The sequence below is a fragment of the Streptomyces sp. NBC_01498 genome (assembly GCF_036327775.1).
GTDB lineage: Bacteria > Actinomycetota > Actinomycetes > Streptomycetales > Streptomycetaceae > Streptomyces.
On the sequence record NZ_CP109598.1, the window covers coordinates 2,603,026 to 2,620,103 of the forward strand.

At 72.5% G+C, this 17,078-nt stretch carries 14 protein-coding genes and 1 pseudogene; 6 read left to right on the forward strand and 9 right to left on the reverse strand.

All coding sequences use genetic code 11. The annotated features are described in order from the left end of the window. Positions 1 to 104: 104 nt before the first annotated feature. Positions 105 to 1,583, reverse strand: coding sequence for a MocR-like pyridoxine biosynthesis transcription factor PdxR (pdxR, locus tag OG875_RS10840; protein ID WP_330174020.1), 1,479 nt, complete (start codon positions 1,581 to 1,583; stop codon positions 105 to 107). Positions 1,584 to 1,795: 212 nt separating this feature from the next. On the opposite strand from pdxR, the gene OG875_RS10845 reads away from it, so the two are divergent. From OG875_RS10845 to OG875_RS10870, 6 genes are all read left to right on the forward strand, one after another. Then, a complete protein-coding gene (locus OG875_RS10845; protein WP_330174021.1) occupies positions 1,796 to 2,353 on the forward strand; it encodes a carboxymuconolactone decarboxylase family protein in 558 nt (185 codons plus the stop codon). A gap of 29 nt (positions 2,354 to 2,382) precedes the next feature. After that, positions 2,383 to 3,129: an isocitrate lyase/PEP mutase family protein gene (locus OG875_RS10850; protein WP_330174022.1), complete on the forward strand. Its 747-nt coding sequence runs from the start codon at positions 2,383 to 2,385 to the stop codon at positions 3,127 to 3,129. A 153-nt stretch (positions 3,130 to 3,282) separates the two neighbouring features. After that, complete coding sequence (locus OG875_RS10855) at positions 3,283 to 3,468, forward strand: hypothetical protein (protein WP_330174023.1); 186 nt, start codon at positions 3,283 to 3,285, stop codon at positions 3,466 to 3,468. Positions 3,469 to 3,594: 126 nt separating this feature from the next. Continuing rightward, positions 3,595 to 4,566: a DUF1996 domain-containing protein gene (locus tag OG875_RS10860; protein WP_443079097.1), complete on the forward strand. Its 972-nt coding sequence runs from the start codon at positions 3,595 to 3,597 to the stop codon at positions 4,564 to 4,566. A 203-nt stretch (positions 4,567 to 4,769) separates the two neighbouring features. Beyond that, the gene (locus OG875_RS10865; RefSeq protein ID WP_330174024.1) at positions 4,770 to 5,366 is read left to right on the forward strand and encodes a DUF305 domain-containing protein; all 597 of its coding nucleotides are present in this window, start codon (positions 4,770 to 4,772) and stop codon (positions 5,364 to 5,366) included. Between the two features lie 63 nt (positions 5,367 to 5,429). Further along, positions 5,430 to 6,479: a LacI family DNA-binding transcriptional regulator gene (locus OG875_RS10870; protein WP_330174025.1), complete on the forward strand. Its 1,050-nt coding sequence runs from the start codon at positions 5,430 to 5,432 to the stop codon at positions 6,477 to 6,479. Positions 6,480 to 6,524: 45 nt separating this feature from the next. On the opposite strand, the gene OG875_RS10875 is transcribed toward OG875_RS10870, so the two are convergent. The 8 genes and pseudogenes from OG875_RS10875 to OG875_RS10910 form a co-directional block, all read right to left on the reverse strand. Further along, entirely contained in the window at positions 6,525 to 6,740 is a 216-nt protein-coding gene (locus OG875_RS10875; RefSeq protein WP_330174026.1) for a hypothetical protein, read from the reverse strand. A gap of 282 nt (positions 6,741 to 7,022) precedes the next feature. Next, positions 7,023 to 7,967, reverse strand: coding sequence for a glycine betaine ABC transporter substrate-binding protein (locus OG875_RS10880; RefSeq protein WP_330177697.1), 945 nt, complete (start codon positions 7,965 to 7,967; stop codon positions 7,023 to 7,025). Positions 7,968 to 8,157: 190 nt separating this feature from the next. Beyond that, positions 8,158 to 10,203 carry an ABC transporter permease subunit gene (locus OG875_RS10885; protein ID WP_330174027.1) on the reverse strand — a complete coding sequence of 682 codons (2,046 nt, stop codon included), beginning with the start codon at positions 10,201 to 10,203 and terminating at the stop codon, positions 8,158 to 8,160. Further along, entirely contained in the window at positions 10,200 to 11,267 is a 1,068-nt protein-coding gene (locus tag OG875_RS10890) for a quaternary amine ABC transporter ATP-binding protein (protein WP_330174028.1), read from the reverse strand. Before OG875_RS10890 ends, OG875_RS10885 begins: the two co-directional genes overlap by 4 nt. A gap of 191 nt (positions 11,268 to 11,458) precedes the next feature. Further along, positions 11,459 to 13,114: pseudogene (locus OG875_RS10895) on the reverse strand (GMC family oxidoreductase); the annotation flags it as partial. A gap of 90 nt (positions 13,115 to 13,204) precedes the next feature. Continuing rightward, complete coding sequence (locus tag OG875_RS10900; protein WP_330174030.1) at positions 13,205 to 14,713, reverse strand: aldehyde dehydrogenase family protein; 1,509 nt, start codon at positions 14,711 to 14,713, stop codon at positions 13,205 to 13,207. 240 nt (positions 14,714 to 14,953) lie between these two features. Next, positions 14,954 to 15,442 carry a phospholipase gene (locus OG875_RS10905; protein ID WP_330174031.1) on the reverse strand — a complete coding sequence of 163 codons (489 nt, stop codon included), beginning with the start codon at positions 15,440 to 15,442 and terminating at the stop codon, positions 14,954 to 14,956. 358 nt (positions 15,443 to 15,800) lie between these two features. Next, positions 15,801 to 17,027, reverse strand: a complete 1,227-nt coding sequence (locus OG875_RS10910) for a DUF5954 family protein (RefSeq protein ID WP_330174032.1) — start codon at positions 17,025 to 17,027, stop codon at positions 15,801 to 15,803. Positions 17,028 to 17,078 lie beyond the last annotated feature (51 nt).

Sequence of the window (17,078 nt, forward strand, 5' to 3'; positions counted from 1 at the left end):
CCGCCGGGCGGCTCAGCTTGTCAGACCCGCGCCCGGCCCGCGCCCGGCCGCCGCCGCACCGAAGGGGCTGCCCGCCCGCCGCCCGACGCACCACCGGAGAGCGCTCACTCCAGCACCCGGCACAGCGCGTCCAGCGCCCCCGGCCAGGCGCTCTCGGTGGGCGCGCCGAAGCCGATGACCAGGGCCTCGCGGGCAACGGGCGGGAGCGAGGGGTGGCGAAAGGCGGACAGGCCCCGGATGTCCAGGCCGTGGCGGGCCGCCGAGTCGGTCATGGCGCGTTCACCCCTGCCCGGCGGTAGCTCGACCACGGCGTGCAGTCCGGCGGAGATACCGGTCACCCGGCACTCCGGCGCGCGCGCCGCCAGCGCCTCCACGAGCTGGTCGCGCCGGCGCCGGTAGCGCAGGCGCATCGACCGGACGTGCCGGTCGTACGCGCCGGAGGCGAGGAACTCGGCCAGGGTGAGCTGGTCCAGGGCGCTCGGCACCGTGCCGACCCGCCCCTTCGCCCCGGTCACCTCCCCCACCAGTGCCTCGGGCAGCACCATCCACGCGAGCCGCAGCCCGGGAGCCAGGGACTTGCTCGCCGTGCCCAGATGGACCACCCGTTCCGGGTCGAGTCCTTGCAGGGCGCCCACGGGCTGGCGGTCGTAACGGAACTCCCCGTCGTAGTCGTCCTCCAGGATCAGCCCGCCCGTGCGCCGCGCCCAGTCGACCGCTTCCGCACGCCGGTCGGAGTGGAGCGCGGCGCCGGTCGGGTACTGGTGTGCCGGGGTCAGCAGCACCGCGTCGACGCCGCGCAGTTCGCCTTCGCCCGAGGCCAACTCCGCCGTGCGGGTGCCGAGTTCGTCCAGCGGGAGCGCGGGCGTACGCAGTCCGGCGGCGGTCAGGATGTCCCGGTGGAAGTCGAGCCCGTACGACTCCACGGCCACCGCCCGCGCCTTCCCGGCGGCCCCGCCCCGCGCCTTCCCCGTGGGTCGTCCCCGGCGGGCCGCGAGCACCCTCCCCATCAGGGCCAGCCCGTGCACGAACCCGGAGCACAGCACGACGCGCTCGGGGTCGGCGTACACGCCGCGCGTGCGGGCCAGGTAGTCGGCGAGGGCGGCGCGCAGTTCGGGCCGCCCGCGCTCGTCGCCGTAGTCGAACGCGTCGTACGGCGCGACGGCCAGCGCCCGGCGGGCGGCGGCCAGCCATTCCGCCCGCGGAAACGAGCCGAGGTCCGGGGTGCCGACCCGCAGACTGTGCGTGGGCGTGGGCCGCGCCGGCCGCGCGGGCGGGCCGCTCGGGGTCCGGGCGCGCGGCGCGGCCCGCCGGGCGACCCGCGTCCCGGAGCCCTGCCGCGCGGTGAGCCAGCCCTCGGCGACGAGTTCGGCGTACGCGTCGGCCACGGTGTTGCGGGCGATGCCCAGATCCGCGGCGAGCGTACGGGAGGAGGGCAGCCGGGTGCCGGGAGTCAGCCGCCCGGTGCGGACGGCCTCGCGCAGCGCGTCCATCAACCCCGTACGGAGCCCGGGACCGCGCACCTCCAGATGCAGATCGGAGCCGACGGTGACCGAGGTGACAGACGCCGCGGACGTGGCCGGCACCACAGGGGTGACAGGCGCGACCGGAGCGACCTCAGCAGCGGAAGTGGCGGAGGAGGCGGGCGAGGCGGGGGCAAGGGACGAGGTGGAGAAGGCGGGGGATACCGGCCGCCCGTCGCTCTCCGACCGCTCCCGGCCGCCCGGCGAATTGGCCCATGATTCCGTCATGGAAATGGACCATACCGCTGCGCCACCAGGCGGGTAGCGTCATGGGTATGACGACGACGAACGACAGCGAACAGGCCACCACAGCCACGACGGCCCACACCCACGGGACCGACGGGACTCACGGGACCGACCGGGCCCCCGAGCACCGGCCACGGATGGCGTGGGCCGCACTCGCGCCCGAGGTGTTCCGGGCCATGGTCGGGCTGGACCGGGCCGTGCGGCGTGGCGTGGATCCGGTGCTGTACGGGCTGGTGAAGATCCGTGCGTCGCAGCTCAACCACTGTGCGTACTGCCTGGACATGCACACGCAGGACGCGCTGGCCGCCGGGGAGTCGGCGCGGCGGATCGTCCAGCTCACCGCCTGGGAGGAGGCCCGCCACTTCTACTCGGCGAAGGAGATCGCCGCGATCGAGCTGACCGAGGCGATCACCGTACTGACGGACGGTTTCGTGCCGGACGCGGTGTACGAGCGGGCGGCGGCCCACTTCGAGGAGGCCGAACTCGCCCATCTGATCGCGGCGATCACGGTCATCAACTCCTGGAACCGGTTCGCCGTGACGACACGGATGGTTCCCGGCCACCACACGCCCGGGTCGCTCGCGTGACGGCGGACCGCCCCGCCGGGGTCGCTCGCGTGGACGCGGACCGCCCGGTGACGGTGTTCCGCGCGCTGCACCACGGCCGCGCGCCCGAGGATCCGCTGGTCCTGCCGGGCCCCTGGGACGCGGCCAGCGCGCGCGTCTTCGCGGAGGCCGGTTTCCCGGCGCTGGCGACGCCGAGCCTGGGGGTGGCGGCGTCGCTCGGGTACGAGGACGGTTCCACCCCGCCGGACGAGATGTTCGCGGCGGTCGCCCGTATCGTGCGGGCCGTCTCCACCGGCGACACGCCGCCCGTGCCGGTCAGCGCCGACATCGAGGACGGGTACGGACTGGCGCCCGCCGAGTTGGTGGAGCGGCTGCTGGCCACGGGCGCCGTGGGCTGCAACCTGGAGGACTCGGCCGGCGGCCGGCTCAAGGACCCGCGCCAACAGGCCGACCGGCTGGCGGAGGTGCGCGCGGCGGCCGGGGACGCGCTGTTCGTCAACGCGCGCGTCGACACGTTCCTCCGTGGCGTGCCCGACCCGGCGGCGGCGATCGCCCGCGCCCGGCTGTACGTCGCCGCCGGGGCCGACTGCGTGTACCCGATCGCCGTGCCCCGCGAGGCGATCCCGGCGCTCCGGGCCGGGATCGAGGGCCCGCTCAACGTCTGGGCGGCTCCGGGCGACCCGGCGGAGTTCGCCGGGCTGGGCAGGCTCGGCGCGACGCGCGTCACGTTCGGGCCGGGGCTCCAGCGGCAGGCGATGGCGGCGGTCCGGGAGAGCGCGGCGCGGCTGCGCGGCTGACGCCACGGGGCCCGGGGGGGCGGGGCGGGTGCGGGGGCGGCGCGGCGAGACGCCGGGGCGGGGACGGCGTGGGAAGGACACCGGGGCGGGGGCCGGGCGCGGGGTCAGGGAGCCGGGCACGGGCGGGAACGCGGGGCCGGGTGCCGAAGCCGGGTGAGGGTCGGAGCGCGGGTGCCGTACGCGGTGCCGTACGACCCGGCGCACGGCACGGCGTACGACCCGGCGCACGGCACCGTGTACGGCACCGCCCACCGCGCCTCCCCGTCACCGATTTCGCCCATCCCGGACGCCCGGAACAAGAGAGCGCTCTCCTACTCTCATAACGAGCAACTCCCCTGAATATGGGGCCACTTGACTGGTGCTGCCGCATCTATTGACACCCCTGGGCACCGCTCTTACGTTCAGCGCAAGAGAGCGCTCTCTGACGTGATCAAGGAACCCCCCCATTCCTCGGATTGGAGTGCCGTGCTCCACAGACCCTCCCGCACCCCGCGCACCCCCCGCGACTCCCGTACCGGCTCGCCCCTGCGCAAAGGACTGATGTCCTGGCGGCGGCGCGTCGTCGCCCTGGCCCTCGTCGCGCTCGGCGCGACGCTGTTCCAGGCCAACATGAGCAGTGCGAGCACCGAGTCAGCCGCGAGCGGGCAGGCGCAGTCCGGCACCAAGGGTGCCGCTGTCGTCCGCGTCTCGGAGTTCCTCGCCGAGTGTCCGTACAGCCACCGGCTCCCGGACGACCCGATCGTCGCCCCCGGGCTGCCCGGCGGCTCGCACATGCACAGCTTCTTCGGCAACGACACCACCAACGCGCGCTCCGACGTGAACAGTCTGGCGCGCGGCCGGAGCACGTGTGCTCCGCAGGAGGACCTCTCGTCGTACTGGGTCCCGACCATGTACGACGGCACCCGGGAGGTGGAGCCGACCGGCACCACCTTCTACTACCTGGGTGAGGGCGTGCGGGACGACATCATCGCCCAGACGCAGCCGCTGCCGTACGGACTGCGGATCGTGGCGGGCAACGCCAAGGCGACCGGCCCGAACGACAACACGCGGGCGCGCTGGTCGTGTCTGCACCACGGCGAGGTCAATCCGTCGACCGACTTCGTCAACTGCCCGGCCGGGGCCATGCTGGAGTCGTACCTGGACTTCCCGCAGTGCTGGAACGGGCGTGACCTCGACTCGGCGGACCACAAGAGCCACATGTCGTACCCGGTGGCGGGCGCCTGCCCGTCGACCCACCCGGTGCCGGTGCCGAAGCTGCGCCAGGTGCTGAGGTACCCGGTCAACGGCAACCCGGCACGGCTCTCCCTCGCGTCGGGTCGCGGCTACACGATGCACGGCGACTTCTTCAACGTCTGGCCCGTGGCGGAGATGGAGCGGCGCGTACGCGACTGCATCCGTCCCATCATCAAGTGCGGTGCGGACGGACGGCCTTCCTGACGGGAACGGTCCTGATCGGTCCGGCCGGGGCTGCGCCGCCCCGGCCGGACCCCGGGCATCCGCCCCTCCGCCGGGCTCCCCGTCCCAGGCCGGGGAGCCCGTGCCCGCGCTCCCCGTTCACGCTCTCGTCCGTGCTCTCTCGTTCGTGCCCTCACATCTCGCGCCCTCTCGTCCAAGACGGCTCCCCACGGAAGGACTCCCCCATGAAGGCGGTACGCGGTACGGCGGCGGCCCTCCTCGCTCTCCTCGCCGCTCTGGCCGTGACGGGCTGCTCGTCCTCCTCGGCGGCCGGTGGCGACGCGTCGCCCACGCCAACTCCCGTACAGCCCAGCCCGGTCAGCACGCTCAACGGCACGACCGACATCGCCTGGCTCCAGCTCATGACGCCCATGAACGAGGGCGCGGTCGAACTGCTGACCATGGCGGTCGACCGGTCCGCCGATCCCCGGCTGCGCGGCTGGGCGAAGGAACTGGCCACCGGGCACCGTGCCGAACTCGGCCGTATGCGACCGATGCTGACCCAGCTCGGCCTGCCGCTCACCAACGTTCACGAGGGTCACGAGATGCCCGGCATGGTCACGCCCGGCGATCTCGCGAAGGCGCGCGACGCCGCGGGACCGGCCTTCGAGACGCTCGTCGTCACGCAGATCCGTGAGCATCTGGAGCACTCCGTGCAGCTGTCCCGTTCCGAGGTCGACGCGGGCAGCGAGGCGGCGGCGAAGAAGCTGGCGGCCTCGCTGATCACAACGCGGCAGGCCGAACTGGACACCCTGGACGACCTGGAGCGCGCCACCTCGTAGCCGGGCCGGCGCTGCCCGGGGGACCCACGCCGGCCGCCGAGTACCAACCGGTATAAAGGCTGCATGACTGCCGACATCTCCCCGCCCGCGCGCCCGACCCTGGAGGACGTGGCCGCCGTGGCAGGCGTCTCACGTGCGACGGTGTCGCGGGTGATCAACGGGGCGCCGACGGTGGACCCGGCGCTGCGCACGATCGTCGAGGAGGCCATCGCGACCACGCACTACGTGCCGAACCGCGCCGCGCGCTCCCTGGTGACCCGCCGTACCGACTCGATCGCGCTGGTGGTGTCGGAGCAGGAACGGCGGTCGGTGGCCGAGCCGTTCGTGGGGCGGATGTTCTCCGACCCGTACTTCGGCCGGGTCGTGGGCGGACTGCTCGACGTACTGCGGCCCGCCGGGGTGCAGATGGTGCTGATGCTGGCGGACGATGCCACCTCCCGTGACCAGTTGCTGTCGTATCTGCGGCAGGGTCATGTCGACGGCATCGTGCTGATCTCGTCCCACGCGGGTGATCCGCTGCCCCGGCTGGTCCACGAGATCCGGCTGCCCGCCGTGCTGGCGGCCCGGCCCGGTCACCCGCTGCCGCTCACCTACGTCGAGGCGGACCAGGTGGCGGGGGCGCGGCTGGCCGCGGCGCATCTGGCCGGGCTGGGGCGGCGCCGGATCGGTACGGTCGCCGGTCCGCAGGACATGCCGGCGGGGCAGGTACGGCTCGAAGGGTTCCGGACGGCGATGGCCGCGCACGGGATCGAGGACGTGACGGTCGCGGAGGGCGACTTCACGCATACCGGCGGCGCGGCGGCGATGCGGCGTCTGCTGGCCGAACGCCCGGATCTGGACGGGGTGTTCATCGCCTCCGACCTGATGGCGCTGGGCGCGCTGCCGGTGCTGCTGCGGGCGGGCAGACAGGTGCCCGACGATGTGGCCGTGGTGGGCTTCGACGACAGCAACGCGGCGCTGACCTGCGATCCGGCGCTGACGACGGTACGCCAGCCGGTCGAGGAGATGTCCTCGGAGATGGCCAGGCTGCTGCTGAAGCAGATCGCGGCGCCGGGCAGTCCGCCGCCGTCAATGATCTTCACGCCGACGCTGGTGCTGCGGGAGTCGGCGTAACTCCCCTGCTGTACAGGGCCGTTGTTCCGGTTCGTGCCGTCGCTGTCAGGCGGTGCCGACCGGCAGCGAGGCCCAGCTCGCGGGCGCTTCGAGGTCGGTGGCCTCATGGGCGGCGGCGAGCAGGGCGGCGGCACGCTCCAGGCTGGGCCGTTCGTCGGGACCGGCGATGGCCAGCGCGCGGTCGACGGCGCGGGCGACCTCGTCGGCGTCGCGTACGACGAGAACGGCGAACTCCGGCGGCTTCTTCGCGAATGTCTTCATCGTCGGATACTGGCCGCCAAGGACACCGCGCCTCAAGGGAGTTGAGCCACTTCTGAGGTAGGGCCCCGGACACCCGGACCCGGCCCGGAGCGGCGGTGCTCCGGGCCGGGTCCGGGTGTCGGGGGCCGGGGGGTCGGGGAGTCCGGGGCCGTACGTCGGTGGCGGGCCGGGTCCGGCTTGGACCGGACCGTTGCCGGGCCGTACGTCGGTGGCGGGCCAGGTCCGGACCCGGTGCCGGACCGGGCTCGGTGCCGGGCCGAACGTCGGTACGGGACCGAGGGGTTACTTCTTCGGGAGCCATGCCTCCCAGGTCGACTTGTTCTCCTCGACCCACTTCTCCGCCGCCTCCGGACCGCTCATCTTGTCCTTGGCGATCGCCTTCGCCACGGTGTTCTGGTCCTCGGTGCTCCACTTGAAGTTCTTGATGAACTCGGCGGCGTCACCGCCGTTCTCCGCGAAGTCCGCGTTGAGGTACTTCTGGAGCGGGGTGTTGGCGTACGCGCAGTCCGTCGCCGTGTCGGGGACGTTGCAGCCCTCCTCGTACGCGGGCAGCTTCACCTCGACCAGTTCGATGTCCGCGTTGAGCCACTGCGGGTCCCACCAGTAGGTGATGAATGGCTCCTTGTCGCGGTACTTCTGCTGGATCTCCTTGATCTGGGCGGCCTCGTTGCCCGTCTCCTTGATCTTGAAGTTCAGCTTGAAGTTCTTGATCAGGTGCTCGTCGTACGTCACGTACGAGGGCGCCGCGCCCAGGAACTCGCCCTGGTCACCGCTGTTCGCCGAACGGAAGTCCTTGGCAAAGGCGTTGAGGTTCTTCGCGTCCATGGCCTCGGGGTTGGCGTCCGCGTAGTACTTCGGGACGAACCAGCCGATGTGGCCGACGACGCCGAGGTCGCCGCCCTTGACGACGGTCTTCTTGTCCTCGACGTAGAGCTTCTCCTTCTTCGGGGAGCCGCCCCAGTCCTCCATGATCGCGTCGGCCTTGCCGTTGTTGAGCGCGTCGAAGGCGACCGGCTCGTCCAGCTGCTGGAGCTCGACCTTCACGTCCAGCTCCCGCTCCATGATCACCTTGGCGACCTCGGCGTTGGCGCGGGCGCCGACCCAGGAGGGGACGGTCAGGGTGACCTCGTCGGAGGCCGCCGCGGACCCGGACCCGATGTCGGCGGCGCAGGCGCTGAGCGCGAGCAGGCCGAGCCCGGCGGCTCCGGCGACGAGGGTGGTGCGCATCCGCTGGCTGTGGTTCACGTGGGTGTCTCGGGTCGCTCGGGTCACGTCGTCGTTCTTCTCTCTGTCGCGGTGTCAGGTGGGGGCGTCGGTCGTGTGGGTCAGCCGTGATGTCGGTGGGATAGGCGGGAGTGGGCGTGGAACAGGGACAGGGATGGGGTGGTCGGGCGCGTACGGCGCGGGTCGACCGCCGTCACAGCAGGGCGCGTTCCTTCGCCGCCGTGCTCGGCTGCGAGATCCGGTCCAGCAGCAGCCCCAGGCACACGATCGCGAGGCCGGCCGTCATGCCCAGTCCCAGATCGCCCTTGGCCAGGCCCCGTACCACGTCGACGCCGAGCGCGCCGCCGCCGATCATGCCGCCGATGACGACGATGGCCAGGACCAGCACCACGCCTTGGTTGACGGCGAGTTGCAGGGCGGGCCGGGCCAACGGGAGCTGCACCTGGCGCAGTTGCTGTCCCGTACCGGCGCCGAGTGAGCGTGCCGCCTCCAGGGCCGACGGGTCGATCTCCCGGATTCCCTGGGTGGTGATGCGGACGACGGCGGGCAGCGCGTAGACCACGGCGGCGGCGACGGCCGCCGTACGACCCCCGCTGAACAGGGCGATCACCGGGATCAGATAGATGAACTGCGGCATCGTCTGCATGATGTCGAGCACCGGCCTGATCGCCCGCTCGACGCGGGTGACGCGCGCCGCGAGGATGCCGACGGCGAAGCCCAGCAGCAGGGTGACCACGAGCGCGGCGAGGACCTGGGAGAGCGTGTCGAGCGAGCGGTCCCAGAGCCCCATCGCGCCGATGGCGGCCAGTGACAGCACCACGGTGACGACGGCCCGCCCGCCGGCCCGCAGCGCGAGCGCCGCGCCCAGGAGCAGCAGCGCCCACCAGGGGGTGGCGAGGAGCGCGTCGCGCACCGGGTTGATCACCCAGTTCGCGAACCCTTCCGACCAGGTGAGAGTGCCGCCCAACACCGGTACGCCGGAGCCGAGTTCGCGTTCGATCCAGTCGACGGCCGTGTTGACCGGCGCGCTGATGGAGACGGTCCATGCCTCCGGCCACTCCTTGCGGCCGAGTACGGCTCCGAGTACCGCGCCCCCGGCGACGGCCGCGACGATGCCTCCCCACAGCACCCACCAGGTGCCCCGGGTCGCGGCGGCGGGGTCTTCGAGCTGCTCGCCGGCGGCGGCCGTCGTACGGTCCAGCCAGATCGCCAGCAGGACGACGGCGATTCCGGCGGGCAGCGCGAGGCCGACGTCGACGGTGGACAGGGCCGTGAAGATCTCGTCGCCGAGTCCGCCCGCGCCGATCATCGAGGCGAGCACGACCATCGAGAGGGACATCATGATCGTCTGGTTGAGGCCGAGGAGCATCTGTTTGCGGGCGAGCGGCAGCCGCGCCGTAGTGAGCCGCTGCCAGGAACTGGCGCCGAGGGAGGCGGACGCCTCCAGCGCGGCGGCGTCCGCGCCGCGCAGCCCGAGCGCGGTCAGGCGGGCCATCGGCGGGGCCGCGTAGATCACGGTCGCGACGAAGACGGACGGCGTGCCGATGTCGAAGAGCAGCACGAACGGCAGCAGGTACGAGAACGCGGGCAGCACCTGCATGGTGTCGAAGACCGGCCGCAGGACACGCTGGCAGCGGTCGGACAGTCCCGCCGCGAGCCCGAGCAGGACGCCGACCACTGCCGAGACGATGACGACGACGACCATCAGCGCCAGGGTCTCCATCGCCGGTTCCCACATGCCGAGCAGTCCGATGACGGCGAAGGTGGCGAGGGCGGTGGCGGCGGTGCGCAGGGCCCGGCGGCGCGCTCCGGCGCCGCCCGCGTACCAGGCGACGAGGACGGCGGCGAGGGTGACGCCGATGAAGCCGAGGCCCTCCAGCGCGCTCAGCACGCCGTCGACCGCGCTTTCGGCGGTGTTGCTGATGTGGAGGAGAAAGTAGAGGAAGAGGGGGTGGGTGGTGCGGTTGTCGACGAGCCAGCGGTTGAGGTCGTCCAGCGGTGACCGGACGTCGACGGTCAGGCCGCCGGGCCAGCTGCCGTCCCGGGTGACGACGGCGCCGACGATCGCGACGAGGACGGCGGCGAGGACGAGGGTCGCGCGGGGGTTCCCGGCGATCCGGGCCAGGAGGCCGGGGGCGGTGCCGGGGGCGGTGCCGCCCGTGCGGGCGTCGTCCGGGCGGCCGGGGTCGCGCGGGGCCGGGCCGGGCTTCTCGATCACGGGGTGGGGAGCGGCGCTCATACCGCCGCCACCTCCTCCTTCGGTTCCGCTTCGCCGTCCAGCCCGGCGACGACGGCGAGCAGCTCCGGGTAACCGACGAGTCCGAGCGTGCGGCCGTTCTCCACGACCCGGCAGGGCGCGCCGCTGCGCGCGACGGCCTCGATGGCGCCGGAGACGAGGGTGTCCGGCGGGAGCGCGACGCCCGCCACGTCCTCCCCGGCGTGCGCGGGGCGCATGGCGCGGCGTACGGAGATGACCTGCTCGCGCGGGACGTCCCGGACGAAGTCGCGTACGTAGTCGTCGGCCGGGTTGGCGACGATCTCCTCGGGGGTGCCGAGCTGCACGATCCCGCCGTCGCGCATCAGGGCGATGCGGTCGCCGAGGCGCAGTGCCTCGTTCAGGTCGTGGGTGATGAAGACCATCGTGCGGCCCTCCTCGCGGTGGAGCCTGATGACCTCCTCCTGCATGTCGCGGCGGATCAGCGGGTCGAGCGCGCTGAACGGCTCGTCGAACAGCAGGACTTGAGGGTCCACGGCGAGTGCGCGGGCGAGACCGACGCGCTGCTGCTGGCCGCCGGACAGCTGGCCGGGGCGGCGGTCCTCCAGGCCCCCCAGACCGACGAGCGCGGCGACCTCGGCGGCCTTGAGCCGGCGTTCGGCGCGGGGCATGCCCTGGATCTCCAGGCCGTAGGCGACGTTGTCGAGCACCGAGCGGTGCGGGAGCAGTCCGAAGTTCTGGAAGACCATGGCGGCGCGGTGGCGGCGCAGTTCGCGCAGCCGGGTCTTGTCCATGGCGAGGACGTCCTCACCGTCCATGGAGACGTGTCCGGCGGTCGGCTCGATGAGCCGGGTGAGGCAGCGTACGAGGGTCGACTTGCCCGAGCCGGACAGGCCCATGACAACGAAGACCTCGCCCTTGCGCACGTCGAAGGAGACGTCGCGGACGGCGGCGGTGCAGCCGGTGCGGGCCCTCAACTCCTCGGCGGACAGGGCCGCGTACTCCTGGTTCCCCGGTACGCGGTCGGCCTTGGGTCCGAAGACCTTCCACAGATCGCGTACGGAGAAGACCGGTTCGGTGGCGGTCATCACGCATCACCTCCCGGTGCGGTGGTGGGGTCGGTTGTCTGGGTCGGTGGTGCGGTGGTGGAGGAGGACGTCCCTGCGGATGCCGATGTGGACGTGGAGGCGGATGCCGACGCGGGTGCTGACGCGGGTGCCGACGCGGACACGGCGGTCGCAGTGGCGCCGGACGTGGCGGTGGTCGCGGCCGTGGCCGTGGCCGTGGCGGTGAGCAGGTCGGCGCACTTCTCGCCGACCATCAGGACACCGATCATCGGGTTCACGGCCGGGATGGTGGGGAAGACGGACGCGTCGGCGATGCGGATACCGCTCAGCCCACGGATCGTCAGATCGGGTGCCACGACGGCCTGTTGGTCTTCCACGGCGCCCATCCGGCAGGTGCCGGCCGGGTGGTAGACGGTGTGGGCGCAGCGGCGGGCGTACTCACTCAGCTCCTCGTCGGAGGTGAGTTCCGGTCCCGGACAGACCTCGCGGATCAGCCAGTTGGCGAGCGGCTCGGTGGCGGCGACGCGCCGGGCGAGCCGGATGCCGTCCACGAGGGTACGGCCGTCGTGGTCGTCCTCGTCGGTGAAGTACCGGAAGTCCAGGGCCGGTTTGACGTCCGGGTCGGCGCTGGTGAGGTACAGCCGGCCACGGCTGCGGGGCTTGGGGATGTTGGGCGTCATGGAGACGCCGTGCGGGGGGCGTTCGTACCCCAGCCGCTCGGGGTTGTCGGTGAACGGTATCTGGTAGAAGTGGAACATCAGGTCCGGGCCCCGGCCCTCCGGGTCGCGCCGGACGAACAGGCCCGCGTCGGAGTCCATCGCGGAGTTCTCGGGGATCGGCCCGTCGGTCTCCCAGACGACGACCGACTCGGGGTGGTCGAGCAGGTTCTCGCCGACGCCCGGCAGGTCGTGCCTGACGGGTATGGAGAGGGCTTCCAGGTCGGCGCGCGGTCCGATGCCGGAGTGCAGAAGGAGACGCGGGGTGTCGACAGCACCGGCGCAGACGACGACTTCGCGCCGGGCGCGCAGGTACGACTCCGTACCGTCGGCCGCGCGTACGCGTACGCCGGTCGCGCGGGTGCCGTCCAGTTCCAGCCGGAAGGCCCAGGTCTCAAGGAACAGACGGAGGTTGGGGCGGTCCAGGAACGGGTGCAGATACGCCACCGACGCGGACGAACGCGTGTTGTCCTCCGGGTGGTAGGCGAGGTCGAAGAATCCGGCGCCCTCGTGGAACGGCTTGCGGTTGAAACCCTCGACGCGCGGGACGCCGAGCGCCGACTGCGCCGCGTCGACGAAGTCTCGGGCGATCGGGTTACGGTCCCGTTCGTCCACCGGCACGATGTTGTTGCGCAGCCTGCCGAAGTACGGCTCCATGGAGGCCGCGTCCCAGCCGTCCGCCCCGGCCGCCGCCCACTCGTCCCAGTCGGAGGGCAGCGGCTTGAAGGCGATCAGGGTGTTGTGCGAGGAGCAGCCGCCGAGCACGCGGGCGCGGCTGTGCCGGATGTGGGAGTTGCCGCGCGGCTGTTCGGTGGTGGGGTAGTCGTAGTCCAGCTCGCCGCCGAGCAGTCCCATCCAGCGCCGGAGGGTCAGCACGTCCGGGCGGTCGACGTCGGAGGGGCCGCCCTCGATGACGGCGACGGTGACGCCCGGGTCCTCGGTGAGGCGGGAGGCGATCACCGATCCCGCCGTACCACCTCCGACGACGACGTAGTCGTACTCGTAGTCGTAAACGGCGTCGTGAGCGCGGTCGTGGTCGTCGCCGTGAGCGCGGTCGTGGTCACGGTCCTCACCGTGGTCGGAGACGGCGTCGTGCGCGGCGTGCGCGTGGTGCGTGCCGGCGTCTTCGTGCGCGTCGTCGTGTCTGGTCATGGGTGTCGTCTGCTCCACTTCCCTGGAGTGCGTCGGAGTGCGTCGGAGGCTTCGGCGCGTCGGCGCTTCGGAGGTGCCGCGCGCGTGCGGTCAGCCGGCGAACCAGCGCACGGGCCGGGGCGCGAGGTTCTGGTAGATGTGCTTGGCCTCGCGGTACTCGGCGAGACCGGTGGGCCCCAGTTCGCGTCCGATGCCGGACTTGCCGAAGCCGCCCCACTCGGCCTGCGGCAGATAGGGGTGGAAGTCGTTGATCCAGACGGTGCCGTGCCGCAGCCGTCCGGCCACCCGCCGGGCCCGGCCGGGGTCCGCCGTCCAGACGCCGCCTGCCAGCCCGTACTCGGTGTCGTTGGCGAGCGCGACGGCCTCGTCCTCCGTACGGAAGGTCTCGACGGTCAGGACGGGGCCGAAGACCTCCTCGCGGACGACGCGCATCTCGCGGTGGCACTGGTCGAGGACGGTCGGCTCGTAGAAGTACCCGGCGGCGGGCCGCAGTTCACCGGGCGGTGGCCGCTTGCCGCCGGAGCGCAGGACGGCGCCCTCGGCGAGCGCGGACGCGACGTACTCCTCGGTCTTCGCCAACTGCCCCGCCGATACGAGCGGTCCGCACTCGACGCCCTCGCCGGAGCCCCGGCCCAGCCGGATGCGCGCGGCGCGGCGGGCGAGTTCGGCGACGAAGCGCTCGCGCAGGCCCTCCTCGACGATGAGGCGCGAACCGGCGGAGCAGACCTGGCCGCTGTGGATGAACGCGGCGTTCAGGGCCTGGTCGACGGCGGTGTCGAAGTCCTCGTCGGTGGCGCAGGAGTCGGCGAAGACGACATTCGGGTTCTTCCCGCCGAGCTCCAGCGCGACCTTCTTGACGCCGGGGGCCGCCGCCCGCATCACCCGCGTACCGCTGGCGAGTCCGCCGGTGAAGGAGACGAGGTCCACGTCCGGGTGTTCGGCCATCCGGGCGCCGACAGGGTCGCCGGGGCCGGTGACCAGGTTGGCGACACCGGGCGGCAGACCGGCCTCGGTGAGCAGCGCGAGGAGCGCGACGGTGCTGAGCGGGGTGATCTCGCTGGGCTTGACCACGAAGGTGTTGCCCGCGGCGAGGGCCGGGGCGATCTTCCAACTCGCCTGGAGGAGAGGGTAGTTCCAGGGGGTGATGAGGGCGCAGACGCCGACCGGTTCGTGCACGACGACGCTGTGCACGTCCGGGGAACCCGCGTCCACGACCCGGCCGGCGCTCTCGTTGGCGACGAGGTCGGCGAAGTAGCCGAAGGCGTCGGCGACGCAGTCGACGTCGACGCGCCCCTCCTCGACGGTCTTGCCCGCGTCCCGGCTCTCCAGCGCGCCGAGGCTCTCCCGGTCCCGCCGCAACAGCCCGGCCACGCGCCGCAGCAGCGCGGCCCGCTCGGCGACGGCGGTCCGGGGCCACTCGCCCGCGCCGCCGTCGAAGGCCCGGTGCGCGGCCTCCACGGCGTGGTCGACGTCCTCGGCCCCGCCCTCGGACACCACCGCGAACGGCGTGGCGTCGGCGGGGTCGATGATCTCGCGGGTGGCTCCGGAGGCGGCATTCCGCCATTTCCCGTCCACAAAGATGGTCTGTTGTGCCGACACGTCGCGTTTGGCCTTCCGTCCCCGTAGCCCAGCACCAGCGGCACTGGGGATCCGTGCCCCTGCCCCCGGACCGGGAAAGCATGCGTACGCGGTGGCCGAAAGTGTTCGGGGTCACTCGGAGTCGAGGGTGGCCGACGGGGGCCGGGCGCGGGGCCGGGCAGCACGAAGGCCCCTCGCTGGGGGAGGCGAGGGGCCTTCGAGCAGGGGGGACCGCGGCGCGTCAGGGCGCCGTGGTGCGGGTCAGGCGACCGACTTGTTGCCGTCGACCAGCGCGGAGCGGCCGAAGATGCTGACGGCCTGGTAGTACGTCCACGCCGTGCCGTCGCAGGAGACCTTGGTGGCGCCCGAGTAGTTGGCGCACACGCGCTTCAGGTCGGAGTAGAAGGCGCTGTCCAGACGGGACTTGTTGGCGCTGAAGGTGCCGGCCGCCTTGTAGTTGCGGTAGCCGAAGTCGTGGCGCGCGCAGGAGGTCTGGAACGGGAAGCCGAAGGGGTTGTCCGGCGAGGACGAGCAGTAGTCCGTCGACCAGTCGAAGCCGTACGCGGACCAGGAGCCCTGGTTGTTGCGGGCGGAGACCCACGAGTTGTAGCTCGCGGCGCTCGTCTGGGTCCAGTTGCTCAGGACCTGCGGCTTGTCGGCGGGCGCGGCGGCGGCCGAGCTCGCCGACATCAGGGTGGCGGGGAGAGCGAGAGCGAGAGCCGCGAGCGGCATGGCCAGACGTCGGCGCATTTCCAGAACCTCCGGTGGGGTACAGGTTGACACTCCGTGTCCGTTGACACGGAGGTCCCTCAGAGCGTGCGGTGGCCGCCGCACGGGTCTACGCGCGATGACCGACGCCGGAATGGTCCCGCAGAATGTGCGCGCTGTCACCATGCTCATGACGAAACAACCGGGAAACAGGGAACCAACTCAGTGATATAGGGGGCAACTTGCCCCTCGATGGACACCTGGCGCTGTCCGGCTTCGGCCACGTCCGCCGGCCAACCGGGCTCCGTCCGGCACGGATTGCCCGCCGCGCCCGGCCGCGCCGCGCCGCGCCCCGGTCCCGCCCTGCCGCGCCCGGCTCCGGTCCCCGCCTCTTCGCGCCCTACGCGCCGTCCTTCCCGGTGCTCCCGGCGTTTCCCGCATTCCCGGTGCTCCCGGTGCCGCCAGTACTCCCGGTGCCGCCCGCGTTCCGGCGTGCTGCCGCCTTCTGCGCCTCCTTGCGTGCCTTCCACGCCTCCCGTCTCACCTCCTCCTTCTCCAGCAGCCGCTGCATCTCCCTCGCGTCCTCGCGCAGTTCGTACGCCTCGTCCTCGTCCTCCTCGCCGGCGTCCAGCAGTCCCTCCTCGCGCAACTGCTTCGTGTGCGCCTCGATCGGCGGGTCCGGGTCGAAGTCCGAGGGCCGGGGCCCCTCCGGGCCGTCCGGCCCGATCCGTACCAACTGCTCCACCCGCGCCACCCGGAACCGCACGCCGCGCACCGCGATCCCCGGCCCGCGCTTCTCGTCCAGCCGGTCCGCCGCCTTCGCGTACACCTCGCGTTCGGCCTCGCTCAGCCGCCGCTGAACGGGCATCAGGACCCGGAAGTCGATCGCCAGCCGGTCCCGCGCCGCCTGCGGACTCGGCGCCGCGCCGGAGTGCGGCTTCCACTCCCCGCCCTCGCCGCACTCGGCGACCGCGAACGCCGCCGGCAGCAGCACCCCGCCCGGGTGCGTCTCCACCGCCCGCAGCGAGTCCCCGCGCACCTCGGGCGGCGCGCTCCCCGCCTTCAGCACGAACTGCGTCAGATCGAACTTGAGCAGCCCGTCCGCGATCCCGGTACCGGTGTACGGGTCGATGACGAATCCCTGGGTCCGGCTGGGCAGCCGGTGCGCCTCCCCGACCTCGCCCGCGTCCGGGTCCGACGGCCTGGGCGGCTCGGGCCCGTCCGGCCCGAGCCGGATGAACTGCTCCACGCGCACCACGCGATACCGCGTCCCGAGCACCTTCAGCTCGTTCACCGCGACCCAGTCGAGCTTCTTGGCCACCGCGCCGTACGCGGCACTGTCCTTCGTACGCCCGGCTTCCTCCGCGTCCTTGGCCAGCCGCCGGAAGTACGCGCCGAGGCTGTCGCGGGCCGACTGCGGGGTGTCCCCACCCCGGTCGAAGATCTCCCAGCCGCCCCGCTCGCACTCCCTGGCGCCGACGAAGACCGGCAGCCCCATCGCCACGATCCTGGGGTAGCGCTCGCGCGCCCGCCACGCCTCCTCGTCGGCGAACGCCGCGATCGGCCCCTCCTGCCGCGTCATCCGGATGGTCCGGTAGGCCGGCAGCCCCTCTCCGTATCCGTTCATGCACTCAGTGTGCGCGAACCGGTGCTGTGAGTTGTCCGGAACGGGAAAACC

Coding starts and splice junctions, on each gene's coding strand:
- OG875_RS10845 (WP_330174021.1), top strand. CDS start 1,796: ATGACGACGACGAACGACAGCGAACAGGCCACCACAGCCACGACGGCC.
- OG875_RS10865 (WP_330174024.1), top strand. CDS start 4,770: ATGAAGGCGGTACGCGGTACGGCGGCGGCCCTCCTCGCTCTCCTCGCC.
- OG875_RS10870 (WP_330174025.1), top strand. CDS start 5,430: ATGACTGCCGACATCTCCCCGCCCGCGCGCCCGACCCTGGAGGACGTG.
- OG875_RS10875 (WP_330174026.1), bottom strand. CDS start 6,740: ATGAAGACATTCGCGAAGAAGCCGCCGGAGTTCGCCGTTCTCGTCGTA.
- OG875_RS10880 (WP_330177697.1), bottom strand. CDS start 7,967: ATGCGCACCACCCTCGTCGCCGGAGCCGCCGGGCTCGGCCTGCTCGCG.
- OG875_RS10885 (WP_330174027.1), bottom strand. CDS start 10,203: ATGAGCGCCGCTCCCCACCCCGTGATCGAGAAGCCCGGCCCGGCCCCG.
- OG875_RS10890 (WP_330174028.1), bottom strand. CDS start 11,267: ATGACCGCCACCGAACCGGTCTTCTCCGTACGCGATCTGTGGAAGGTC.
- OG875_RS10905 (WP_330174031.1), bottom strand. CDS start 15,442: ATGCGCCGACGTCTGGCCATGCCGCTCGCGGCTCTCGCTCTCGCTCTC.
- OG875_RS10910 (WP_330174032.1), bottom strand. CDS start 17,027: ATGAACGGATACGGAGAGGGGCTGCCGGCCTACCGGACCATCCGGATG.